This is a genomic window from Lunatibacter salilacus (genome assembly GCF_009797935.1).
In the GTDB taxonomy this organism is placed as follows: domain Bacteria; phylum Bacteroidota; class Bacteroidia; order Cytophagales; family Cyclobacteriaceae; genus Lunatibacter; species Lunatibacter salilacus.
Window position 1 is genome coordinate 1 of the sequence record NZ_VOLC01000005.1, and the last position, 17,894, is coordinate 17,894.

Sequence of the window (17,894 nt, forward strand, 5' to 3'; positions counted from 1 at the left end):
TGTCAGGCCCGAATGAAGGACACGAAAAGGGCCCGACACCAATCTGACGTACGTTGAACAAAACCTCCTACGTCGATAGTTTTTCACTTTTTAGGTATTAATGATCTTATTTTCAGATATATAGATTATTTTTATTCCGTGTATAATCTTTAAACTTTATCAATCATGGAAAAAAAAACCTACGTCAGCAGATGTATGAGGAGATGCAGATCAGAAACTACTCTCCCAGAAGTATCGAGAATTACATTTCCAATGTGTCGTCAGTTTCCAGCCATTTTGGAAAAAGTCCCGACCATATCAGTATAGCCGAGCTAAAAGAGTACCTTTTCCACAAAGTCGAGACGAAAAACCTGTCGGCCTCGAGTGTAAACCAGACTATCAGTGCCTTCAAGATACTTTTTAGGGACGTTCTCGGCAGGGATTGGGACCCGGTAAAGATCAAACGGCCCAGACGCCCAAAAACCCTTCCCGTTGTCTTTTCAAAAGAGGAGATATCCCATATCCTCGACGGTATTATAAACAGGAAACATTATTGCCTTGTCGCGCTCACCTATTGCTCAGGACTGAGGCTGGGCGAGGTGACCGGCCTTAAGTTTGGCGATATCGACGGCGACAGGATGCAGTTAAGAGTCCGCGGGGGCAAGGGTAACAAGGACCGGTATACCCTCCTGTCCAAGGATCTGTTGGAAAAGCTCCGGGAATATTACAGGCACTACCGTCCCAAAACATATCTTTTCGAGGGGCGTACGGCAGGTAAGGCATACAGCAAAAGGAGTGTCCAGGAGCTGTTCAAAAAGATCCTTCTGGAAAGTGGGATAAAGAAGGATGCCTCTTTCCACACACTCCGGCATACCTTTGCCACCCATCTTCTGGAACAGGGCACCAACATCAGGGTGATACAGGAACTTTTGGGGCACGGGTCCCTGAGAACGACCTCGGTTTACCTGCATGTGACCAACTTCGATCCCTCGAAGATCAAAAGTCCCTTGGATGAGCTGTGATGGAAACGGCCAACATCAGGAACGGCGGCGCGGAGCTTTCCGATATTCTGGGATCCCAAAAGGAATCCTTCCTGGTCGGGGGAAGGCTTTGCGCCGACCAGGCGAAGGCCTACAATGACATACTGGACTGCAGGACCGCAAAAATGGGCAGCCATACCCTTACCTGCGACACCTGTGGCAAAAGCAGGGTAAGTTACAACAGCTGCCGTAACCGCCACTGCCCCAAGTGCCAGTATGTCAAGCAGCTTTTATGGGTCGAGAAACTGAAGTGCAGGCTGCTCCCCGTAAGGTATTTTCATGTGGTGTTCACCATACCGGAATTCCTCAGGCCCCTGTTCTATCTCAACCAGCGGGAATGCTACGGCATGCTCTTTGCCTCTTCGGCCCTTGCGGTGAAGAAGGCGGCATCGAACCCCGCTTTCCTGGGGGTGGACAGCGGCTGCCTGTCGGTGCTCCATACATGGGGGCAGGCACTCAATTACCATCCCCATATCCATATGCTGGTACCCGCCGGGGGGCCCGATGCCGACAGCATGGAATGGGTGGCTGCCAACAAAAAGTTCTTTGTGCCCGTGAAAGCCCTCTCAGGCATATTCAGGGGGGTATTCATGGAAAATCTCTTCCATGCCTTGCGGACAGGCCAGCTCAGGACACCCGAAAAACAGAAAGGAATGTACGCCGCCCCGGAACTTTTAAAAAAGGAAGCTTATTCAAAATCCTGGCATGTCTATATCAAAAAAACGTTCAAAGGCGCCAATCAGGTGGTCAGCTATCTGGGCAGGTACACCCACCGGGTGGCCATCAGCAACAGCCGGATACTGGCCGTTGAAGACGGAACGGTGAAGTTCAGGTGGAAGGATTACCGGGACCGCAAAAGCAAGATTATGGAACTTCCCGGCGCCGAATTCACCCGCAGGTTCATGCAACACATCCTTCCAAGCGGATTTTATAAAATAAGGTATTACGGGATCATGTCGTCGGCGAACAGCAAAACCAAAATGGATGACTGCTTCAGGCTGCTGAAAGCGGCAAGGTTCATTTCCTTTTATGAGGGATTGTCGACCTATGAGATTCTGGAGGAAATACTAGGTCAGGATCCGTTCAGGTGTACCTGTTGCGAAACCGGAAAGATGGTCTATGGTCTTGCGGAGGGGAAGGGCAAGGAGCCCTGACGTGGCCCAGCATAGCAACGTTCTTTGAAATCATGGCCCAAACCAAAACGCATCCGGACGTTAATGGGAAAGGACTGCCCTTACAGTATCGAAAGCATCCGGAAGTCAGCAGATAGGGAGACCAAAACTGGGGTTACCGGCACCACAAACCTCAAAATCCCCCACCTAACGGAACATAAATGCCCATAGACAGGCCTCCGGTTTCGTCCAACTAAGTTTTAACCGCAATCTAGGTGACCCCAATTCAAATAGTAATTTTTTTTGGCTAGATTGCGTTTAAAACTCTTTACGTTATGGGCAATTAGAACAATGAAATCGAAACTTTTAACTCTTTTCTTAATATCCATATTTTCAATGGCTCATGCTCAGGATGAGCCAGAAGATTTTAAGGTTATCAGTCAACTTCTCTTTGAACTAGAGCAACGAAGTTGGTTTCCTAGAGACATATATCCAAAAATGCCACCCCCTCCGGAATCTAGAGCCTATTTTATTGAATTAAGAGATGACCTAACTCCTGAACAAGCTGACTCACTTTTTACAATAATTGAGAGTAAGTATGAACAACACAAGATGGCAATATCGGAACGCCAAGTTGACAGCACATTCATATATATGGCAACTGGCAACTATTTGTCAAGTGAAAAGTGTAAATGGTGTGGAATCAAACCTGACACATTGCTTAAAGACCCTAATTATTCAAGATACAAACAGCTTGCAAAGAGACTCATAAAGGGAAAAATGAACAAGCTAAAAATACCATTTGATGGATTGAGCTACAAAGGAAAGTATCGGTTAAAATCAGCGGATGAATTCCCTTCAAGAGAAGAAATGTATAACGGAAGACTCAACTTTCTAAGCGGAGGTGAACTTGATTTTTCCAGATTTTACCAGAAAGAAGACTTAGGATTGATTTACTTCTCGTTCAGTACTTGCAAGATGGATTGTGCAGCTGGATATATGGTACTCTACGAACGAAAGAATGGGGATTGGAAGATATTTGACATTTTAATGCAATGGATAACATAAAAAATGCCCATAACAGCACCTACCCAAAAGTGGCGGTTCAGTGGTTGAGTCAAGCTTTTAACTTCTATCAAAGTTTCTGCTTGGTTGACAGTGAATCCTCCGAAATCGCCACCTTCGGGTAGCTGCAAAACGTTATGCAGCATTTTAATAAAAAAGTATACAGACAATGGGATCTTGGGGAACAGCAATAAATAGTAACGACACGTCGAGCGACATTTACGCTGACTTTTTTGACCTTTACAATGAAGGGGAAAAGCCAGATGTAATTGCAAAAAAGCTTATTAGTGACAACAAAGAACTGATTGAAAATCCTGATGACTCAAACAACTTTTGGTTTACCCTTGCATTGGCACTTTGGGAAACAAAAGCATTAGACCAAGAGATATTCAACCGAGTTAAAGAAGTTATTCAGACTGAAAAGGACTTACAAGTTTGGCGGGAACTTGATGCAGATGAAACTGAGATAAAAAAACGAAAGGACGTATTAAAAAAGTTTCTTGTAAAAATCAGTTCAGAAAAGGACAAGCCAAAAGCACGGAAAAAGAAAAGAACGAAAGAGCCGAATTTTGAAAAAGGAACTTGCTTGACTTTTAAACTACCAAACGGAAATTATGGGGGTGCTGTAGTATTAGAAGCCGACAAGCAAACAGGATTTGGTTATAATTTAGTAGTGACAACAAGAATAAATAAATCGGAAAGACCAACAATGAAGGATTTTGAAAATGCTAAAGTTCTTGTTGCGAATTTCGGAAATTGGGAAAACCAACCAAATGTATCTTGGTATTTACCCGACAGATTTAAAAAGGAATACTCTGAGCTTTTTGAGACAATTGGAAAAATTCAAGTCAACAACAACTACACACCTAACGGGAGTGAAATTAGAGCAAGTTTTTCAGGTGGATGGCAACATATTATTGAGCCAATGACAGCTCAACTTGAATATGAAAAAATCAATGGAGAGACAAAATCGTTCCCATTAACTGAACTTACAAAAAAGAAGAAATGGTGGAAATTCCGAAAATAAAACGCTGCATAACATCACCTTGGATCCAGCGGGCGGAACCGAGTAAATAGAAAGTTTAGTATCTTTAAGAAGTTAGGAGTAGGCAGGAAGGGAACGGTTCCGAATGCCCGCCGTCTCCAAGCTGAATCCCGTTATAGCGCATATTGAGAACGACTATTCGCAAAAATACAATTTTCTGGAATTTTGAAAACAGTAACCTTTAAGTTACATTTACATCTATGGATAAAGTAAGGGAAGTCATAGCCTACCAAGACCATTTTGAGAACTTTCTGAGAAAACAAACCGAAAAAGTTCAAAACAAAATTTACAAGGTTATTGAGGCTATTGAAACCCTGGAAAGAGTACCTAAAACCTACCTGCAACCTATCAAGACCAAAAAAGGTCTGTTTGAAGCCCGTATTCAGTTGGGATCAAACATCTGGAGAGTGTTTTGTTTTTTTGACGAAGGCCAGCTTGTTATTTTATTAAATGGCTTTCAAAAAAAATCACAAAAAACACCACCAAAGGAAATTGAAAAGGCGAGTAAGTTGATGGACCAATACTTTGCCGAAAAAGAATCAGAAAAAAAGAAAAGAACGAAGCCATGAATACAAAAAGCTGGAAAAACATCAAAGATGATGTGTATGGAATAAAAGGCACATCGCGAAGAGACGAACTTGAAAGGGATTTTGAATCATTTAAGATCGGTGTATTATTAAAGAAAGCCAGGGAGGACAAGAATTTGACCCAAGAGCAACTGGCGGAATTAGTAGACAAGAAAAGAACCTACATTTCAAGAGTCGAAAATAACGGAAGCAACCTGACATTAAAAACGCTCTTCGACATAGTAGAAAAAGGATTGGGAGGAAAAGTCAAAATTTCCATCGAATTGTAAAAATAAAAAATACGCGCTATAACATCACCTTGGATACATCGGGCGGTTTCGAGTAAATATGAAAATCAGTACCTTTAAGGAGTTAGGAGTAGGCATGAAGAGTACGGTTCCGAATGCCCGCCTTCTCCAAGCTGAATCACGTTAATTGTGGAAAAGTCCATCCATCAAAAATATCGTTATTTTTAGAAAAAAGATTTGTTATGGCAAAGACCTCTAAAATTGAAGTAGATAAAAAATCAATTTCCATTATTGAGCAAAATAGTGAAGATTATATCTGCCTAACTGATATGTAAGGGGTGAAGAAGGTGAAGACCATATTAGAAACTGGATGCGGAACAGAAATACGGTTGAGTTTATCGGACTTTGGGAAACCCTTCATAACCCGGATTTTAAACCTGTCGAATTCGACACCTTTAGAAAACAAGCAGGACTTAACAGTTTTTACCTGACACCGAGAAAGTGGATTGAAGCAACAAGCGCAATAGGGATTTTTTCAAAATCTGGCAGATATGGAGTTACTTATGCCCACAAAGACATAGCTTTTGAGTTTGGCTCATGGATAAGTCCAATGTTCAAACTTTTGCTAATCAAGGAATTTCAACGGTTAAAAGAGATTGAGACAAATCAATACAATCTTGAATGGAATGTCAAAAGAATATTAACAAAGACCAACTATACTATTCATACCGAAGCCATTAAAAACCACATTATACCAGAAAAAAACTACTTGAAAGATAAGGAATGGTTGATTTATGCTGAAGAAACTGACTTGTTAAATGTAGCTCTTTTTGGCTGTACCGCTAAAGACTGGAGAGAAGCCAATAAAGAACATGCTGAAAAAAGTTTAAATATTAGGGATTTTGCCAGTATCAATGAATTGGTAGTGCTATCTAACTTAGAAAATGTCAATGCTATTTTGATTGAGAGAAAAGAGAAAAAGGAAGATAGATTTATTCAGCAAAGTAAAATAGCAAAGTCACAATTGACAACTCTTGATGATAAGGATTTTATAAAGTCATTAAAAAAGCTTTCAAAGACAACATATTTGGATGCAGGAAGAAAGAAATAAACAACAAAAACGCTAATTGAGTAGCCCGACCTAGGCCATTTGGCTCAGGTGGAGGCTCTCACTATTTATCCCCAGTATCGGGACCACCAAGGTGCGACAAGAAGTCGCTTTGATAACTGTTTAACGTTCCATGAACGATTAAACCTTGTGTTCCATCAATAGGATACGTGCATTTCTGGTAACGGAATTGTGCGAAGCTATCCTGACAATATAGCCCGTAAAGGGATTCTGTGAAGAATACCTGTTGCGCACCAACGTCAGGTGCGGGGGAGTCATGGGTATGGTCAACATATGTGAACTGCCATTAAAATGTCGTGACGTGTAGACAGCGAAAGACCTTGACTCGCTGTGACCAAAACGGTAAGGGGTATAGTTGGCAGGCTCTGCGGTTTCTGGCACAATGGCTCAAGACGGGCTACATGGACAACAAACAATGGTTTCCAACAGAAAGCGGGACACCGCAGGGTGGTATAATCTCGCCAACAATCGCCGACATGGTACTAGACGGAATGGAAAAGGAAATAAACATCCATGCCGTACAAAAGGGGGAAGAAGCCCCGACAAAGTTAACTTCATCCGCTATGCGGACGACTATGTGGTGACCTGCGGCGACAGTGGGTATCTCGAAAATGAGATAAAACCGCTAATCAGCGGGCTTCTCTCCGAGAGGGGGCTTGAGCTCTCCCGGGAGAAAACCAAGATTACCCATATACGAAAGGGCTTCGACTTTCTGGGCTTCAACATCCGCAAATACGGTGACAAATGCCTCACCAAACTCATGAAGGACTCAGTGAAGTCAATCATGGAAAGTATCGGCGGTGCGGCAGCCAGCCACAAATCCGTGACGCAGGCAGACCTCATCCGCATGATCTCCCCAAAGATCAGGGGGTGGGCAAACTACTTCCGCCATTCAGCCGCCTCAGGAACCTTTGCGCTGCTGGACCACAAGGTGTTCAGGTTGCTGTGGAAATGGGCCAAGCGCAGACACCCCAAGAAAGGAAGCCGATGGGTCAGGGCAAAATACTTTAGGACCAAAGGCAACAGAAATTGGGTGTTCGCCGCCGGGGAAAAGGGAAAGACCTTCGAACTTCCACTCTTCGAAGCCTCCAAGATAAGGCGGCACGTCAAAATAAGGAACAACTCAAACCCTTATGACAGAGAATGGGATGGTTACTTTAAGGAAAGGACTGCAAGGAGGAGAGTCTACCAAAATACCTCAATGAAGGCCAGCTAGATTTGATGACCGGACTGCCAATGCAGTTTTAAGAGTGCTTGAGCCGTATGAGGGGAAACTCTCAGGTACGGTTCTTGGAGGGGAAAGGGGGAGTAATCCCCCTGACCTACTCGACCATACGCGTCCCTGCACTCCCGCATCCCGGCTCCTCACTAAAACTTTCCACCGGAAGGCTTCTTAAAGCTCGGCCCCAGTTCCCTGGATTATCAAAGTTTTTGCGGGCAAAATGGTACCGATAAGAATTATCCGGGAAAAGAGACAATAAATGATTCCATTTCACAAGTTGCTTTACATGCTAAACTGCTCCTAAAGTAAAAAAGCGGTCACATTAATTTAATGCAATGAAAATACAATTTCGTCTGATAAATTCCCTTATTTTAGCGGCAGAACTTGGAGGAGGTAGGCGCCCTTCATGGTACGCCTAAGTTAAAAAGTATTGGCAATCTATCGCTTTGGAGCAATCCGTCAATCCGCAGTCAAACAGGTTCATTTGAAAATAACCCTGAATCCATTGGTGATTTGTGGGTATCTCGTTCCAACCTTATGGATTGAGTTTCTTTCAGAAGATCTGAAAGTTTCAAATTCCCTTTACCTAGGTTCGCCACCTCAGGACTTTCTTGAAGGCAATTGTAAGATGTAAATTTAACCTGTAGCTATACCAGAACTCTTGTAAGTAAGCATGACTAAGTAACGTAAGCTAATATTAAAATAGAACTTCTAAATGTCATTATCAAAAATTGAAACAGGAGAGAAAAAAAGGATTGAATATATAGATGCGTTAAAGGGATTTGCAATATTTTTAGTACTATGGGGTCACTCATTGCAATATCTAAAAAGCGGATATGATGTTTTTAAAAATCCAGTATTTGAATTTATCTACTCGTTTCATATGCCTTTGTTTTTTATGATCAGCGGATTTTTCTTTCGTTCATCATTGAAACTGAACATAAAGGACTATTTGGTTAAAAAAGGTCTACAATTATTATTGCCTTGTTTTGTATGGGCTATAATATTTTTCATACAAGGAACTATAATTGATACTATAGAAGGACGTGAATATTTTTTCAATAATTGGCTGGACGTGCTAAAACATATACTAGCAAGCACGTGGGGGGTTTGGTTTTTAAGAGAATTGTTTATCAGTTATTTAATCGCCTATGTTTCATTGAAACTATTTAAGAATGCATGGTTAGCATGTGTTTTAAGTATTTCTTTGGTTTTAATATCTCCCTTTTTAGCCGAATTACAAAGAGTATTTTTACCAGTATTTTGGGCAGGATTTTTTTTAAAAGATTACTACCCTTTATTTTTAAAACACATAAAAAAAATATTTATAATTTCAGCAGTAGCTTTCTCCATTTGCCTATTATTTTGGAACGGAAATTATACAATGTATGTTACAAATTTTCCGAATTTAATAAATTTCGAAGAATTAACTTTTAATTTTACCAACATAAACATTTCTATTTTCCGTTTATTTATAGGACTTTTCGGTAGTACATTTTTCTTCGCATCATTTGAAATATTGTATTCGGACAGTAGATTCTTTAGTTGGTTGTCAAAAATTGGAATAAATACATTAGCCATATATCTGCTACAAAGGCTAATTATAGAGTATTGGGGGGATAAATTAATTGATTTTCCGAATATGAATATTTGGATATACAGCCTATTAGTGACTCCTTTAATATCCTTAGTGATACTCATTATTTGTTTTATGGTAATTAAAATTCTAAATAATAAATATGCGGAATTACTTCTATTTGGAAAAACATGAATATATGTAGATTAATGTTTGCCACTTAAAGTTCTAGCCTGGATTTTTCAGTATAATGAATGGCTAGAAACGTGGAAAACATTGAAGTTGTAGCGTGTTCAAACAACATGGTTTGTAGAATCAATGATTTCGGGAACGTAACTTATCGGTATTTATTCCGTTGGAATTATCTATAAAAGGAAAATTTAATGAATAAACGAATCCTATTATTTCTTGCACAGGGATTTGAAGAATATGAGGCAAGTGTTTTTACTGACATCATCGGGTGGAGCAGAGCGTATGGAAAGGAACCGGTGGATTTGATAACGACAGAACTTAGAACGGAGATAAAATGCACGTGGAATTTTACTGTTCGACCAGAGTTGCAATTTGAAAATGTTATCTGTCACCAAAAAAACAAAACCATATTAGAAAAATAATTTCATTCATGCACATATCACTTGACGGAATTATCGCAGGACCAAATGGAGAGATGGACTGGATTAAAGTTGATGAGGAAATTTTTAATCATGTCGTGAAGCGGATAAGCAAAGGCGACACTGCATTATATGGGCGGGTAACTTATCAGATCTGAAAAAATGAAAGGTAAAGAAACTAATACAGAAGAAAACACAAACAAGAGTGCTACCCCTTTTGCACAGACTTACTTCCACGGGACAAAGGTTGACTTAAAGGTCGGTGACCTAATTGAAGTTGGTTTCAATTCAAACTTTGGACAAAGGAATAATGCAAAATTCATTTTCTTGACTGCCACACTGGACGCCGCTATTTGGGGAGCGGAACTTGCCGTTGGTGGGGGACGGGAAAGAATTTACCTAGTAGAGCCTACCGGCCGAATCGAAGACGATCCTGATTTGATCGATAATAGATTTCCCGGTAATCCGTCAAAATCTTACCGTTCGAGCGAACCGTTTAGAGTTGTGGGTGAAGTAACTTTTTGGCAAGGACACCCAACCGAGCAGGTTGATGCAATGAAAGCCGCGTTGGAAAAGCTGAAAAATCAAGGTATAAACTCCTTAAATGAATAAGTTAAATGATGGCTATACTGAAAAAGCAATGCTGAAAACTATACTATAATAAAGGTGAAACTTTTGAAAAATAATGTAATTGTAATTAGAATCTTCGCCGGAAACATCAAATCCAGCAGCGGCGAACCATGTTAATTTCGTCAGCAACAATCAAACCTGAGCAAAGTCAATGGATAATAAGCTGACATTGATCAAAACAGAAATATACGATAAATGTGCCCTTGAAATTTCGGACTTCCGAATCGAAATGGAAAGCAAGGAATATGATGCTTGCCGATTTAAATTAAACGGACGAAGAATTATTAGCAGAAATTCGAAAATTACATCCAAAAAAGCTGGACAATTCGTGACGTTTTGGAAACGACAGGGAACCGGGCCAATTGAACCATTCTGTGAAACAGACCAATTTGATTTTTATGTGGTAAACGTACGGGCTGAAAACAAAGTAGGCCAATTCGTTTTTCCAAAATCTGTGATGATAAAAAAGGGAATAATTTCTACTGCAATTATAGAAGGAAAACGAGCATTCCGAGTTTACCCGAGTTGGGATGCGACGACAAGTAAACAAGCTGAAAAAACCCAAAAATGGCAGCTGGATTATTTCTTTGAAATAAATGACGAAATGGATTTTAATAAAATTGTGGAATTATATACGAAGCAATGATGCGGGAGGTCTCCTCAATTTGGAGGTTGGCAAATAATGCTATCCTGACGGCACGTAAACGCTACGGGTAGGATATGTTCCTGATATTGAATTTAACCGTACGATATATTGTCACTTGTATCAATGCCACAAACTACCTATAACAAAAAAAGAGTGAGCATGCGCTGTTAGATAGTAGAAATAGTGAATTGGTTGTCATAATTATTGAGCTTATTGACTTCGGCATGAAAGTATTTAATGACGAAGAGAATAAGTTCCAAAGATGGCTAGTAAAACCAAATCTATCATTGGGTGGAAACTCCCCTGATAGCCTGTTGGATACAACAACCGGAATAGATGAAGTTAGATTCGCTGTGAATAGAATAGAATTTGGCAATTTTTCGTAATGGGAGTTTTTAGGGTGGAACGGGAGAAATATTTAAACACGACGCTCACAGGAATTGGTGCTTCTATGACCAAAGGATATAGGTGGAATAGTCTAAACACATGCATCCTCCACTTCAAACTCATGAACGAACTAACAACCCCATTTGTAGAGAAAAGGCAAGGTAATTGACCTACTAAATCCTTTCGGAATATATGGAAAAATAATATAAATCCACACTTAGACCAAGTATTAAGAACGCTACCCGCTAAAACGCGCAGCTTTTTTGACCTCATCGTGGAGAGTAAAATAAAACTCATTTTAATAAATCGAATTTCGAAAAAAAAACGGTAACTTAAGTCTTACTAATAAATGGCTAGAAATTGACTAAATATGACATTCTTATTTTTCGCGGGTCAGAAAGTCGCTCCAAAAAAATATCATAATTAGCCGCGGTAAATCCAGTCTATTAATTTAAAGAAAAATAGTGGAGATGAAAACAAAACCCAACCCCATGTGTCAAAATGGATTTGCACTAAAGTTATGTCTAATAATCCTGATGATACTTTCCGGCATAGAGGCTATAGCGCAGGAGGCATCACCGAAAGACAGACATCTTTTGCTCTCTGTGTTCAATTCTGGGACGCAACTTCCCGGCAATTTCATTACCCTGCCGATACATCCTGGAGTATCTGCGGGGATCGAATTTGCCCATAACCGTAGTACCGTCAACAGGTGGTTTCAAACTGCGAAACTGGGCATGCTGTATCATCAGTATTCGCAAACGGCCGTCCAACTTTATTCCGAAGGGGGGTACAGACGTTCCGTTTGGCGGGGTCTGTCTGCCGAACTTCGTATTGGGCTCGGCTATCTACACTCCTTTACGGATGTACCCATATTCAAGCTAAATCCCGAAGGAACGTACAGGCAGGTATCCAAGTTTGGGCGACCGCAGTTTATGGCCGGCGGCGCACTCGGGGTGGGATACACTTTTCGCAAGGCAGCCCACCCATGGAGACTGCAGCTGGATTATCAGTTTTATGTGCAAACTCCTTTTATCAATGAGTATGTGCCCTTACTGCCAGTAAATGTAGTGCATGTCGGAGGGGCCATTCCACTTTCTGTTTTTAAGAAACATAAAGCGGCAAACAATTAAGTCTTTTTTATTCACCTAGAAATTTAAACTCCATGAAAAAGGCATCGGTCACACTCGCTGTTCTGTTCTTGCTTTCCTGTCAAAGTATTGATATAGGCCCAACTGAATCCTGTTCATCAACAGCGCCTCCAGCTCATCCCAAAGCCACGATTTATCAGAGCATTTTGAACGAGTACGCGGCAAAGGGGCTCCCTGGTATCTCCATACTCATCCGCGACGACGCAGGTCCTTGGTGGGGATCTTCGGGAAAGGCAGATATTTTGGAAAACTTAGACATGAATACCTGTACAGTCTCCAAGGCAGCCAGCATCACAAAAACATTTGTTGCCGTACTCACCATGATGCTCGCGGAAGAAGGGGCCTTCAACCTTGATGATCCCCTTGAGAAGTGGCTCCCACAGCAGGTGATAAACGAAGTTACAAATGCACGTGGGTGTACGGTACGTCAACTTATGAACCACACAACTGGCATCCCCGATCTGATTGACAATGACAACTTTTACCTCGGTGTATTGAACAACCCGGCACGGAAATGGGAGCCTGAAGAACTCATCCCGTATGTGTATGGAGAGTCTCCAATTTTTGCTCCCGGTCAAGGTGTGTCTTATTCTAACACAAACTTCTTGCTGCTAGCGATGGTCATAAACAAAGCTACCGGCAAAAATCACGCATCCTTGCTGAGAGATCGCGTCATTCGACCCTTAAATCTGGAAAACACCTCTTACTATTGGCACGATAACCTGCCCAGCGTAGCACAAGGTTACTTCGATTTGTACAACAACGGCACCATATTGAACGTCACGAACTACAATACCGGCAGCGGAAACGGATACGGTGGATTGTACTCCAACATATTTGACCTGCAAACTTTCATAGAAGCCCTCGTAAAAGAGCGTACGCTACTATCAGAGGCAAGTCTGGCTCAGATGCTCACCTTCACGGAAGAGGAAGCGGGGGCGAATAGGGCCAATGGTCTGGGGATTTTTAAAGATTTCCTAGAACGTCCAGCCGACCAGTTTGCATACGGCCACCGCGGGAGAGACCTGGGCTACACCGCCGATATGTTCTGGTTCCCCAATCAAGACTATACCATGACGTACCTGATCAATTACGGAACGGATGCCAACAGCAGTCTCCGGCCCGTATTTTATGAGTTCAGGACAGCCATTGTGGATGCCATCATGGGGAATTGAAAACCTTATAAATTCTAGTGTATCGGTTAGTTAGAATAGCCAGACAGCTAAATAGATTTGACATAACCAAAATGCCGAATATGAACTTAGATAGCGGGTTCATTTACTGGAACGTTAAGTGGATAAAAACAGGGGCCGAACACTCTTTAAACTCAACCAATTTAGTTTAAATCGGCCTAGTGGTGATTATGAATTGAACTAGGAAAGAACTCGGTATTTGCCAAAAGGTCGGACAGAAGTAGATCTCTCAAACCGATTTGAATACGATTACCTAAAAATTAGCAACTGGTACTACCATCAAGGACTTACAAAACTAACGACGCATAGTACCTGGCAAAAGTAATTTCAAAAGCAGACCAGTATCCTTACACCTCTATTATAGGTGTCCAGGAGTTGTTCCACCCAATAGTAAATACACTGGAACTCAACCTGGATTCTTTAGCAGCTGTGGCAATTGATTCTGATGGGGAGATCATAACGGAATATATTCGCTGACATTTATTGTAAAACCTACAGTTTGAAATTATCTCTAAAAGAAAAACCTAATGAATAAAAGAGTACTGTTATTTCTCGCACAGGGATTTGAAGAATATGAGGCTAGTGTTTTTACTGACATCATCGGCTGGAGTAGAATATATGGAAAAGAACCAATAGATTTGATTACGACAGGGCTTAGGCCTGAGATAAAATGTACTTGGAATTTTACGGTTCGACCTGAGTTGGAGTTTGAAAGAGTTAAAGTTAAGGATTATGACGCATTGGCTATGGCTGGCGGATTTGAAAAAGCCGGCTTCTATGAAGATGCCTATGATGAAAGACTATTAAACCTAATTCGAGAATTTGATAAAGAAGGAAAAATAATTGCCGCGGTATGTGTATCTGCCCTACCGCTTGGTAAATCCGGTGTATTAAAGGGGAGAAAAGCGACTACATATGATTTGTTAGATGGCGTGAGGAGAAAACAACTTGCTGATTTTGGGGCAATAGTTAAGGACGAAAATATTGTAATTGACGACAACATTATTACATCAATAGGCCCTTCAACTGCGGTGGATGTTGCATTTATTCTACTTGAGATGTTGACTGATAAAGAAAATGTCGACGTGGTTAAAAAATACATGAGATTTCCCTAGAACTAACCTTTTTTTCAACTATTTGCCCTATCATTTTTAGGCTTTTTTGTTCATTTTTACTTGCTAAAGTGCACCCTATTTCAACAAAGACAGAATGAGAAAAATAATTTCATTTATGCACATATCACTTGACGGTTTTGTAGCAGGACCAAAAGGAGAAATTAATTGGATTAAAGTTGATGATGAGATTTTCAACTATGTTGGCGTGCGGATAAGCAAAGGTGACACCGCACTATATGGACGGATAACCTATCAGATGATGGAAAATTAATTCACAAATGTTTTACGACAAAGCCGCTAGATGCGTAGTCGGCAAGAGTTATGACTTGCTGGCAATTTCAAGCGGATGTTGTAGATGTGAAGAAGTTAGCAACCAAAATATCCCCGAGAAGGGGATGATTTGGTTGCTAACTTTTTTTATGTTTCTGAGACTTCAACCACCCCAAAAGTCCTTTCAGGTGCTCTTGTATCCACTTCGTAAAAACCAGATGGAGTCATTGTGGTAAAAAATTTATAATCCTTGGAAAGATGCTGGTAATCATAATAACCACAGGCAATGGCAATGCTCAGCCAATCCAAATCCGGGTTGGCATTTTTCATAAAAAATGCCTTTTGAAACCGAACCACCTTATCAAAAACCTTAGGCCCTATCCCAACCCTTTCACTGAATTTTCGGTAAAACTGCCGGGAGCTTAAACACGCATGATCGGCTAATTTGTCCATGGTTAACGGCTGGTTTTGATAAAGGATCAGCGAACTTACCTGATCTATCCTGTGTAGTTGTTGGTTGGATTGATTTATCGCTTTAAGGATAAATGACTCAGCAATTTTTATGATCTCTTCAGTTTCTTCCAAATTGCACATCTGTTCGAAAGCCTCTCGAATCTGTTTACCCCAGATAGACTCTGCATCCATAAATGTATTGGCCAATTCGTAACAGGGAATTCCGGTAAGCCGAAACAAACTACTGGGTTGCAATACGATCTGCAATGTGAAAAATTCCCTTCCAATATACTTGTTTGTTACCACTGTGTGCTGACCGATTATGGTGCATTTGGGATGTGTTAATATGCCGGCGTTTTGTGGATACCTGACGGTCTGTGGATCCCTGAGGTTAAACACGAGACAGGTTTCAGGCCTGGGAGAGTACACCTTATAGGGCAAAATCACTCCTGGCCCGAAATCAAACTTAATAATCTGGTGCTTCCTGACGTATTCACGCAAGGCTGGACTTGGTAGAAAGTCGCGGAGAATCATTTGTCATAAACTTAAAGGCGGTCCAACCATTTTTATGCCATGGGCCAGCGAAATGCTATTTTCTTCTTCTTGCGTTGGGGGTCTTCCCAAGTCATGCATGGTTTGAAAATATTCCTCCATTTTTAATGCAGGCTGAAGTATGTAAATCAATTTCCCTCTATCAGATGTTTGAATCCAAGTGTGTGGAAGATTTCTGGGAAGAAATATCGTGTCCCCTGTTTTCAATTCATGCCTTTCTTCCCCTACTTGGAATCTGTATTCTCCCTCAACGACATAGAATACCTCATCTTGATCTAAATGAACATGTAAAGGAGGTCCGATTTTATCAACCCCAATATACTCAAAAACTGACAGTTGTCCAGCGGTATCCATGGAAGAAATTTTCAAATCATTGGGATTACTCCCTCTATAGGGAGTATGTTTGTCATTCCTTGCTTTACCTGAGCGGACCAAAAAGGCCTCTTTTTCATTTAGGCTTTCATTGTTGACTGCTAGCAGGTCTGAACCTATCGCAGCTAGGGCTATTGTAGATACTATAAAATTCCTGCGTTCCATATTGATAAGGTTTAATTTACAGGATAAAAATACGAAACGAAGAGTACTCTAAAGTGGTAAAAATCGGACATTCATGTCGCTGTACCAGACTGATGATTTTGGATGTCAAAAGGAAAGAATAAATAAGCTCACCATAGAGTCGTAGCCCGTTTATTGAGGTCCAATTCATTTTAAACAGTTTAATTACTGTGAAAGACTTGGTCAATTTCGAATTTTGAGGAAAAAAATGGAAAACGGGCATTCAGAGTGTATCCGAGTTGGGATGCGACGGCTAGTACACAAGCTGAACGAACCCAACAATGGCAGCTGGAATATTTCTTTGAAATAATTGAAGCAATGGATTTTAATAAAATTGCAGCTTTATAATCAAAGCAATAATGTCCTAACTGCGCTAATCCTGGCTGTTGATAAATAATTGGCATTTATGAACACTTGATCTATCGGAACATTTTAGGATGCCTTCAGTAAGGATACTATAGAATGAAAACATGTGGCGGACAAATCATTAATAGAAAAAGAAACTATTTACTTTTTAACGATTGTCTTCCCGATGGATGAAAATGAAGAAGTATATAAAAAAATCGGTTACTAGATTTTCAGTTCGTTTAGAATAATTGAAGATTAAAAGAACACTATTTCATTGCAAAAAATATCGTCAAAATTTTTATATTTGTTCAAACACGCCTTCTTTATCGAAGGTTTTATTTTGCTACACGGGTCTTTCAAAAGATACTATACGGAAATATTTAAATTATTTTAAGCTATCCCAGAAAGCTTTTAGCAGCCTTATACAATTATTTCTGAAAATACGAAAGTCAAGTCTTTTGAGTTCGAGAAATAACGCATTTTAAAAGTAGAAAATATTTTAATACAGGCATATGAGTGGCAAAAAGATTATAGAAAGTATAAAAATTCCGGCAAAAAAGCGGACATACTTTGTGGAAGTTAAAGAAACCCGTGAAGGTGCTAAATTTCTCAAAATAATTGAGAGCAAACAACTGGACGATGGAGAATTTGAGCAATACCGAATAATGGTTTTTGAGGATGACATTAATGATATCGTTAAAGCTTTAAGGATTGCATTAAAACACTTCCCCACTTACAAAAAGCCTGAACAAAAAAGTAAGATGGCCCAGACAAAAGAACGGTTTACAAATGCTTACAAACCTTGGACTAATCAGGAAGATCTGAAACTTACCGAATTATTTTGTCAGGGAAGAAATTCAAAGGAGATTTCAGAAATTCTGCAACGCAATGAAGGAGCAATTAACTCAAGAATAGAAAAACTCGATTTAAAACAAAAGTACGGTTAAAAAATAGAATATTAACTATCCCCTTTGCGATTGTGGTAATTTATATCCTTACGA

General features: G+C 40.5%; 25 protein-coding genes. 22 read left to right on the forward strand and 3 right to left on the reverse strand.

Annotation, left to right across the window (positions count from 1 at the left end; genetic code table 11):
• The first annotated feature begins 191 nt into the window (after positions 1-191).
• The 8 genes from FQ608_RS08240 (at position 192) to FQ608_RS08270 (ending at position 6,166) form a co-directional block, all read left to right on the forward strand.
• Positions 192-1,001 (forward strand): tyrosine-type recombinase/integrase, encoded by an 810-nt coding sequence (locus FQ608_RS08240; RefSeq protein WP_158857360.1) that lies wholly within the window; start codon positions 192-194, stop codon positions 999-1,001.
• Positions 1,001-2,173 (forward strand): IS91 family transposase, encoded by a 1,173-nt coding sequence (locus tag FQ608_RS08245; RefSeq protein WP_158857826.1) that lies wholly within the window; start codon positions 1,001-1,003, stop codon positions 2,171-2,173. The genes FQ608_RS08240 and FQ608_RS08245 overlap by 1 nt, the downstream gene beginning before the upstream one ends.
• A gap of 309 nt (positions 2,174-2,482) precedes the next feature.
• The gene (locus tag FQ608_RS08250; RefSeq protein WP_158857361.1) at positions 2,483-3,199 is read left to right on the forward strand and encodes a hypothetical protein; all 717 of its coding nucleotides are present in this window, start codon (positions 2,483-2,485) and stop codon (positions 3,197-3,199) included.
• On the forward strand, positions 3,187-3,321 hold the full coding sequence (locus FQ608_RS27760; RefSeq protein ID WP_262885484.1) for a hypothetical protein: 135 nt from the start codon (positions 3,187-3,189) through the stop codon (positions 3,319-3,321). Before FQ608_RS08250 ends, FQ608_RS27760 begins: the two co-directional genes overlap by 13 nt.
• A 44-nt stretch (positions 3,322-3,365) precedes the next feature.
• Entirely contained in the window at positions 3,366-4,223 is an 858-nt protein-coding gene (locus tag FQ608_RS08255) for a hypothetical protein (RefSeq protein WP_158857362.1), read from the forward strand.
• Positions 4,224-4,441: 218 nt separating this feature from the next.
• Complete coding sequence (locus FQ608_RS08260; RefSeq protein WP_158857364.1) at positions 4,442-4,810, forward strand: type II toxin-antitoxin system RelE/ParE family toxin; 369 nt, start codon at positions 4,442-4,444, stop codon at positions 4,808-4,810.
• Entirely contained in the window at positions 4,807-5,097 is a 291-nt protein-coding gene (locus tag FQ608_RS08265) for a helix-turn-helix domain-containing protein (RefSeq protein ID WP_158857366.1), read from the forward strand. Before FQ608_RS08260 ends, FQ608_RS08265 begins: the two co-directional genes overlap by 4 nt.
• A gap of 328 nt (positions 5,098-5,425) precedes the next feature.
• Entirely contained in the window at positions 5,426-6,166 is a 741-nt protein-coding gene (locus FQ608_RS08270; RefSeq protein WP_234364134.1) for a KilA-N domain-containing protein, read from the forward strand.
• Between the two features lie 138 nt (positions 6,167-6,304).
• On the opposite strand, the gene FQ608_RS08275 is transcribed toward FQ608_RS08270, so the two are convergent.
• On the reverse strand, positions 6,305-6,565 hold the full coding sequence (locus tag FQ608_RS08275; protein WP_158857368.1) for a hypothetical protein: 261 nt from the start codon (positions 6,563-6,565) through the stop codon (positions 6,305-6,307).
• A gap of 20 nt (positions 6,566-6,585) precedes the next feature.
• On the opposite strand from FQ608_RS08275, the gene FQ608_RS08280 reads away from it, so the two are divergent.
• The 12 genes from FQ608_RS08280 to FQ608_RS08335 all read left to right on the forward strand — a co-directional run bounded on the left by FQ608_RS08280 (position 6,586) and on the right by FQ608_RS08335 (position 14,986).
• The gene (locus FQ608_RS08280; RefSeq protein WP_158857370.1) at positions 6,586-6,768 is read left to right on the forward strand and encodes a hypothetical protein; all 183 of its coding nucleotides are present in this window, start codon (positions 6,586-6,588) and stop codon (positions 6,766-6,768) included.
• On the forward strand, positions 6,762-7,400 hold the full coding sequence (locus tag FQ608_RS08285; protein WP_158857372.1) for a group II intron maturase-specific domain-containing protein: 639 nt from the start codon (positions 6,762-6,764) through the stop codon (positions 7,398-7,400). Before FQ608_RS08280 ends, FQ608_RS08285 begins: the two co-directional genes overlap by 7 nt.
• A gap of 721 nt (positions 7,401-8,121) precedes the next feature.
• Positions 8,122-9,177, forward strand: a complete 1,056-nt coding sequence (locus FQ608_RS08290) for an acyltransferase family protein (protein WP_158857374.1) — start codon at positions 8,122-8,124, stop codon at positions 9,175-9,177.
• Positions 9,178-9,365: 188 nt separating this feature from the next.
• Positions 9,366-9,596: a type 1 glutamine amidotransferase family protein gene (locus tag FQ608_RS08295; protein ID WP_158857375.1), complete on the forward strand. Its 231-nt coding sequence runs from the start codon at positions 9,366-9,368 to the stop codon at positions 9,594-9,596.
• A gap of 8 nt (positions 9,597-9,604) precedes the next feature.
• A complete protein-coding gene (locus FQ608_RS08300; RefSeq protein ID WP_199856338.1) occupies positions 9,605-9,751 on the forward strand; it encodes a hypothetical protein in 147 nt (48 codons plus the stop codon).
• 4 nt (positions 9,752-9,755) lie between these two features.
• Complete coding sequence (gene arr / locus FQ608_RS08305; protein WP_158857377.1) at positions 9,756-10,205, forward strand: NAD(+)--rifampin ADP-ribosyltransferase; 450 nt, start codon at positions 9,756-9,758, stop codon at positions 10,203-10,205.
• 169 nt (positions 10,206-10,374) lie between these two features.
• Positions 10,375-10,869 (forward strand): MepB family protein, encoded by a 495-nt coding sequence (locus tag FQ608_RS08310; RefSeq protein ID WP_158857379.1) that lies wholly within the window; start codon positions 10,375-10,377, stop codon positions 10,867-10,869.
• A 224-nt stretch (positions 10,870-11,093) separates the two neighbouring features.
• Entirely contained in the window at positions 11,094-11,255 is a 162-nt protein-coding gene (locus FQ608_RS28005; RefSeq protein WP_199856339.1) for an antitoxin Xre/MbcA/ParS toxin-binding domain-containing protein, read from the forward strand.
• A gap of 471 nt (positions 11,256-11,726) precedes the next feature.
• Entirely contained in the window at positions 11,727-12,389 is a 663-nt protein-coding gene (locus tag FQ608_RS08320) for a hypothetical protein (protein ID WP_158857381.1), read from the forward strand.
• Between the two features lie 32 nt (positions 12,390-12,421).
• Positions 12,422-13,582, forward strand: a complete 1,161-nt coding sequence (locus FQ608_RS08325) for a serine hydrolase domain-containing protein (RefSeq protein WP_158857383.1) — start codon at positions 12,422-12,424, stop codon at positions 13,580-13,582.
• A gap of 545 nt (positions 13,583-14,127) precedes the next feature.
• Positions 14,128-14,715: a DJ-1/PfpI family protein gene (locus FQ608_RS08330; protein ID WP_158857385.1), complete on the forward strand. Its 588-nt coding sequence runs from the start codon at positions 14,128-14,130 to the stop codon at positions 14,713-14,715.
• Between the two features lie 115 nt (positions 14,716-14,830).
• The gene (locus FQ608_RS08335) at positions 14,831-14,986 is read left to right on the forward strand and encodes a hypothetical protein (protein WP_199856340.1); all 156 of its coding nucleotides are present in this window, start codon (positions 14,831-14,833) and stop codon (positions 14,984-14,986) included.
• A gap of 146 nt (positions 14,987-15,132) precedes the next feature.
• On the opposite strand, the gene FQ608_RS08340 is transcribed toward FQ608_RS08335, so the two are convergent.
• On the reverse strand, positions 15,133-15,972 hold the full coding sequence (locus tag FQ608_RS08340; protein ID WP_158857386.1) for a helix-turn-helix domain-containing protein: 840 nt from the start codon (positions 15,970-15,972) through the stop codon (positions 15,133-15,135).
• 3 nt (positions 15,973-15,975) lie between these two features.
• Positions 15,976-16,527 carry a cupin domain-containing protein gene (locus tag FQ608_RS08345; RefSeq protein ID WP_158857388.1) on the reverse strand — a complete coding sequence of 184 codons (552 nt, stop codon included), beginning with the start codon at positions 16,525-16,527 and terminating at the stop codon, positions 15,976-15,978.
• A 204-nt stretch (positions 16,528-16,731) separates the two neighbouring features.
• Between FQ608_RS08345 and FQ608_RS08350 the strand changes: the two genes are divergently transcribed.
• Positions 16,732-16,893: a MepB family protein gene (locus tag FQ608_RS08350; RefSeq protein ID WP_158857828.1), complete on the forward strand. Its 162-nt coding sequence runs from the start codon at positions 16,732-16,734 to the stop codon at positions 16,891-16,893.
• A 512-nt stretch (positions 16,894-17,405) separates the two neighbouring features.
• Positions 17,406-17,840 carry a DUF3276 family protein gene (locus FQ608_RS08355; RefSeq protein ID WP_158857390.1) on the forward strand — a complete coding sequence of 145 codons (435 nt, stop codon included), beginning with the start codon at positions 17,406-17,408 and terminating at the stop codon, positions 17,838-17,840.
• Positions 17,841-17,894: the final 54 nt, after the last annotated feature.

Bases quoted from the DNA above. Each gene is read 5' to 3' on its own strand.
- FQ608_RS08240 (WP_158857360.1), top strand. From the start codon at position 192: ATGTATGAGGAGATGCAGATCAGAAACTACTCTCCCAGAAGTATCGAG.
- FQ608_RS08290 (WP_158857374.1), top strand. From the start codon at position 8,122: ATGTCATTATCAAAAATTGAAACAGGAGAGAAAAAAAGGATTGAATAT.
- FQ608_RS08330 (WP_158857385.1), top strand. From the start codon at position 14,128: ATGAATAAAAGAGTACTGTTATTTCTCGCACAGGGATTTGAAGAATAT.
- FQ608_RS08260 (WP_158857364.1), top strand. From the start codon at position 4,442: ATGGATAAAGTAAGGGAAGTCATAGCCTACCAAGACCATTTTGAGAAC.
- FQ608_RS08265 (WP_158857366.1), top strand. From the start codon at position 4,807: ATGAATACAAAAAGCTGGAAAAACATCAAAGATGATGTGTATGGAATA.
- FQ608_RS08255 (WP_158857362.1), top strand. From the start codon at position 3,366: ATGGGATCTTGGGGAACAGCAATAAATAGTAACGACACGTCGAGCGAC.
- FQ608_RS27760 (WP_262885484.1), top strand. From the start codon at position 3,187: ATGGATAACATAAAAAATGCCCATAACAGCACCTACCCAAAAGTGGCG.
- FQ608_RS08335 (WP_199856340.1), top strand. From the start codon at position 14,831: ATGCACATATCACTTGACGGTTTTGTAGCAGGACCAAAAGGAGAAATT.
- FQ608_RS28005 (WP_199856339.1), top strand. From the start codon at position 11,094: ATGAAAGTATTTAATGACGAAGAGAATAAGTTCCAAAGATGGCTAGTA.
- FQ608_RS08320 (WP_158857381.1), top strand. From the start codon at position 11,727: ATGAAAACAAAACCCAACCCCATGTGTCAAAATGGATTTGCACTAAAG.
- FQ608_RS08270 (WP_234364134.1), top strand. From the start codon at position 5,426: ATGCGGAACAGAAATACGGTTGAGTTTATCGGACTTTGGGAAACCCTT.
- FQ608_RS08340 (WP_158857386.1), bottom strand. From the start codon at position 15,972: ATGATTCTCCGCGACTTTCTACCAAGTCCAGCCTTGCGTGAATACGTC.
- FQ608_RS08295 (WP_158857375.1), top strand. From the start codon at position 9,366: ATGAATAAACGAATCCTATTATTTCTTGCACAGGGATTTGAAGAATAT.
- FQ608_RS08355 (WP_158857390.1), top strand. From the start codon at position 17,406: ATGAGTGGCAAAAAGATTATAGAAAGTATAAAAATTCCGGCAAAAAAG.
- arr (WP_158857377.1), top strand. From the start codon at position 9,756: ATGAAAGGTAAAGAAACTAATACAGAAGAAAACACAAACAAGAGTGCT.
- FQ608_RS08245 (WP_158857826.1), top strand. From the start codon at position 1,001: ATGGAAACGGCCAACATCAGGAACGGCGGCGCGGAGCTTTCCGATATT.
- FQ608_RS08310 (WP_158857379.1), top strand. From the start codon at position 10,375: ATGGATAATAAGCTGACATTGATCAAAACAGAAATATACGATAAATGT.
- FQ608_RS08250 (WP_158857361.1), top strand. From the start codon at position 2,483: ATGAAATCGAAACTTTTAACTCTTTTCTTAATATCCATATTTTCAATG.
- FQ608_RS08280 (WP_158857370.1), top strand. From the start codon at position 6,586: ATGGACAACAAACAATGGTTTCCAACAGAAAGCGGGACACCGCAGGGT.
- FQ608_RS08300 (WP_199856338.1), top strand. From the start codon at position 9,605: ATGCACATATCACTTGACGGAATTATCGCAGGACCAAATGGAGAGATG.
- FQ608_RS08325 (WP_158857383.1), top strand. From the start codon at position 12,422: ATGAAAAAGGCATCGGTCACACTCGCTGTTCTGTTCTTGCTTTCCTGT.
- FQ608_RS08345 (WP_158857388.1), bottom strand. From the start codon at position 16,527: ATGGAACGCAGGAATTTTATAGTATCTACAATAGCCCTAGCTGCGATA.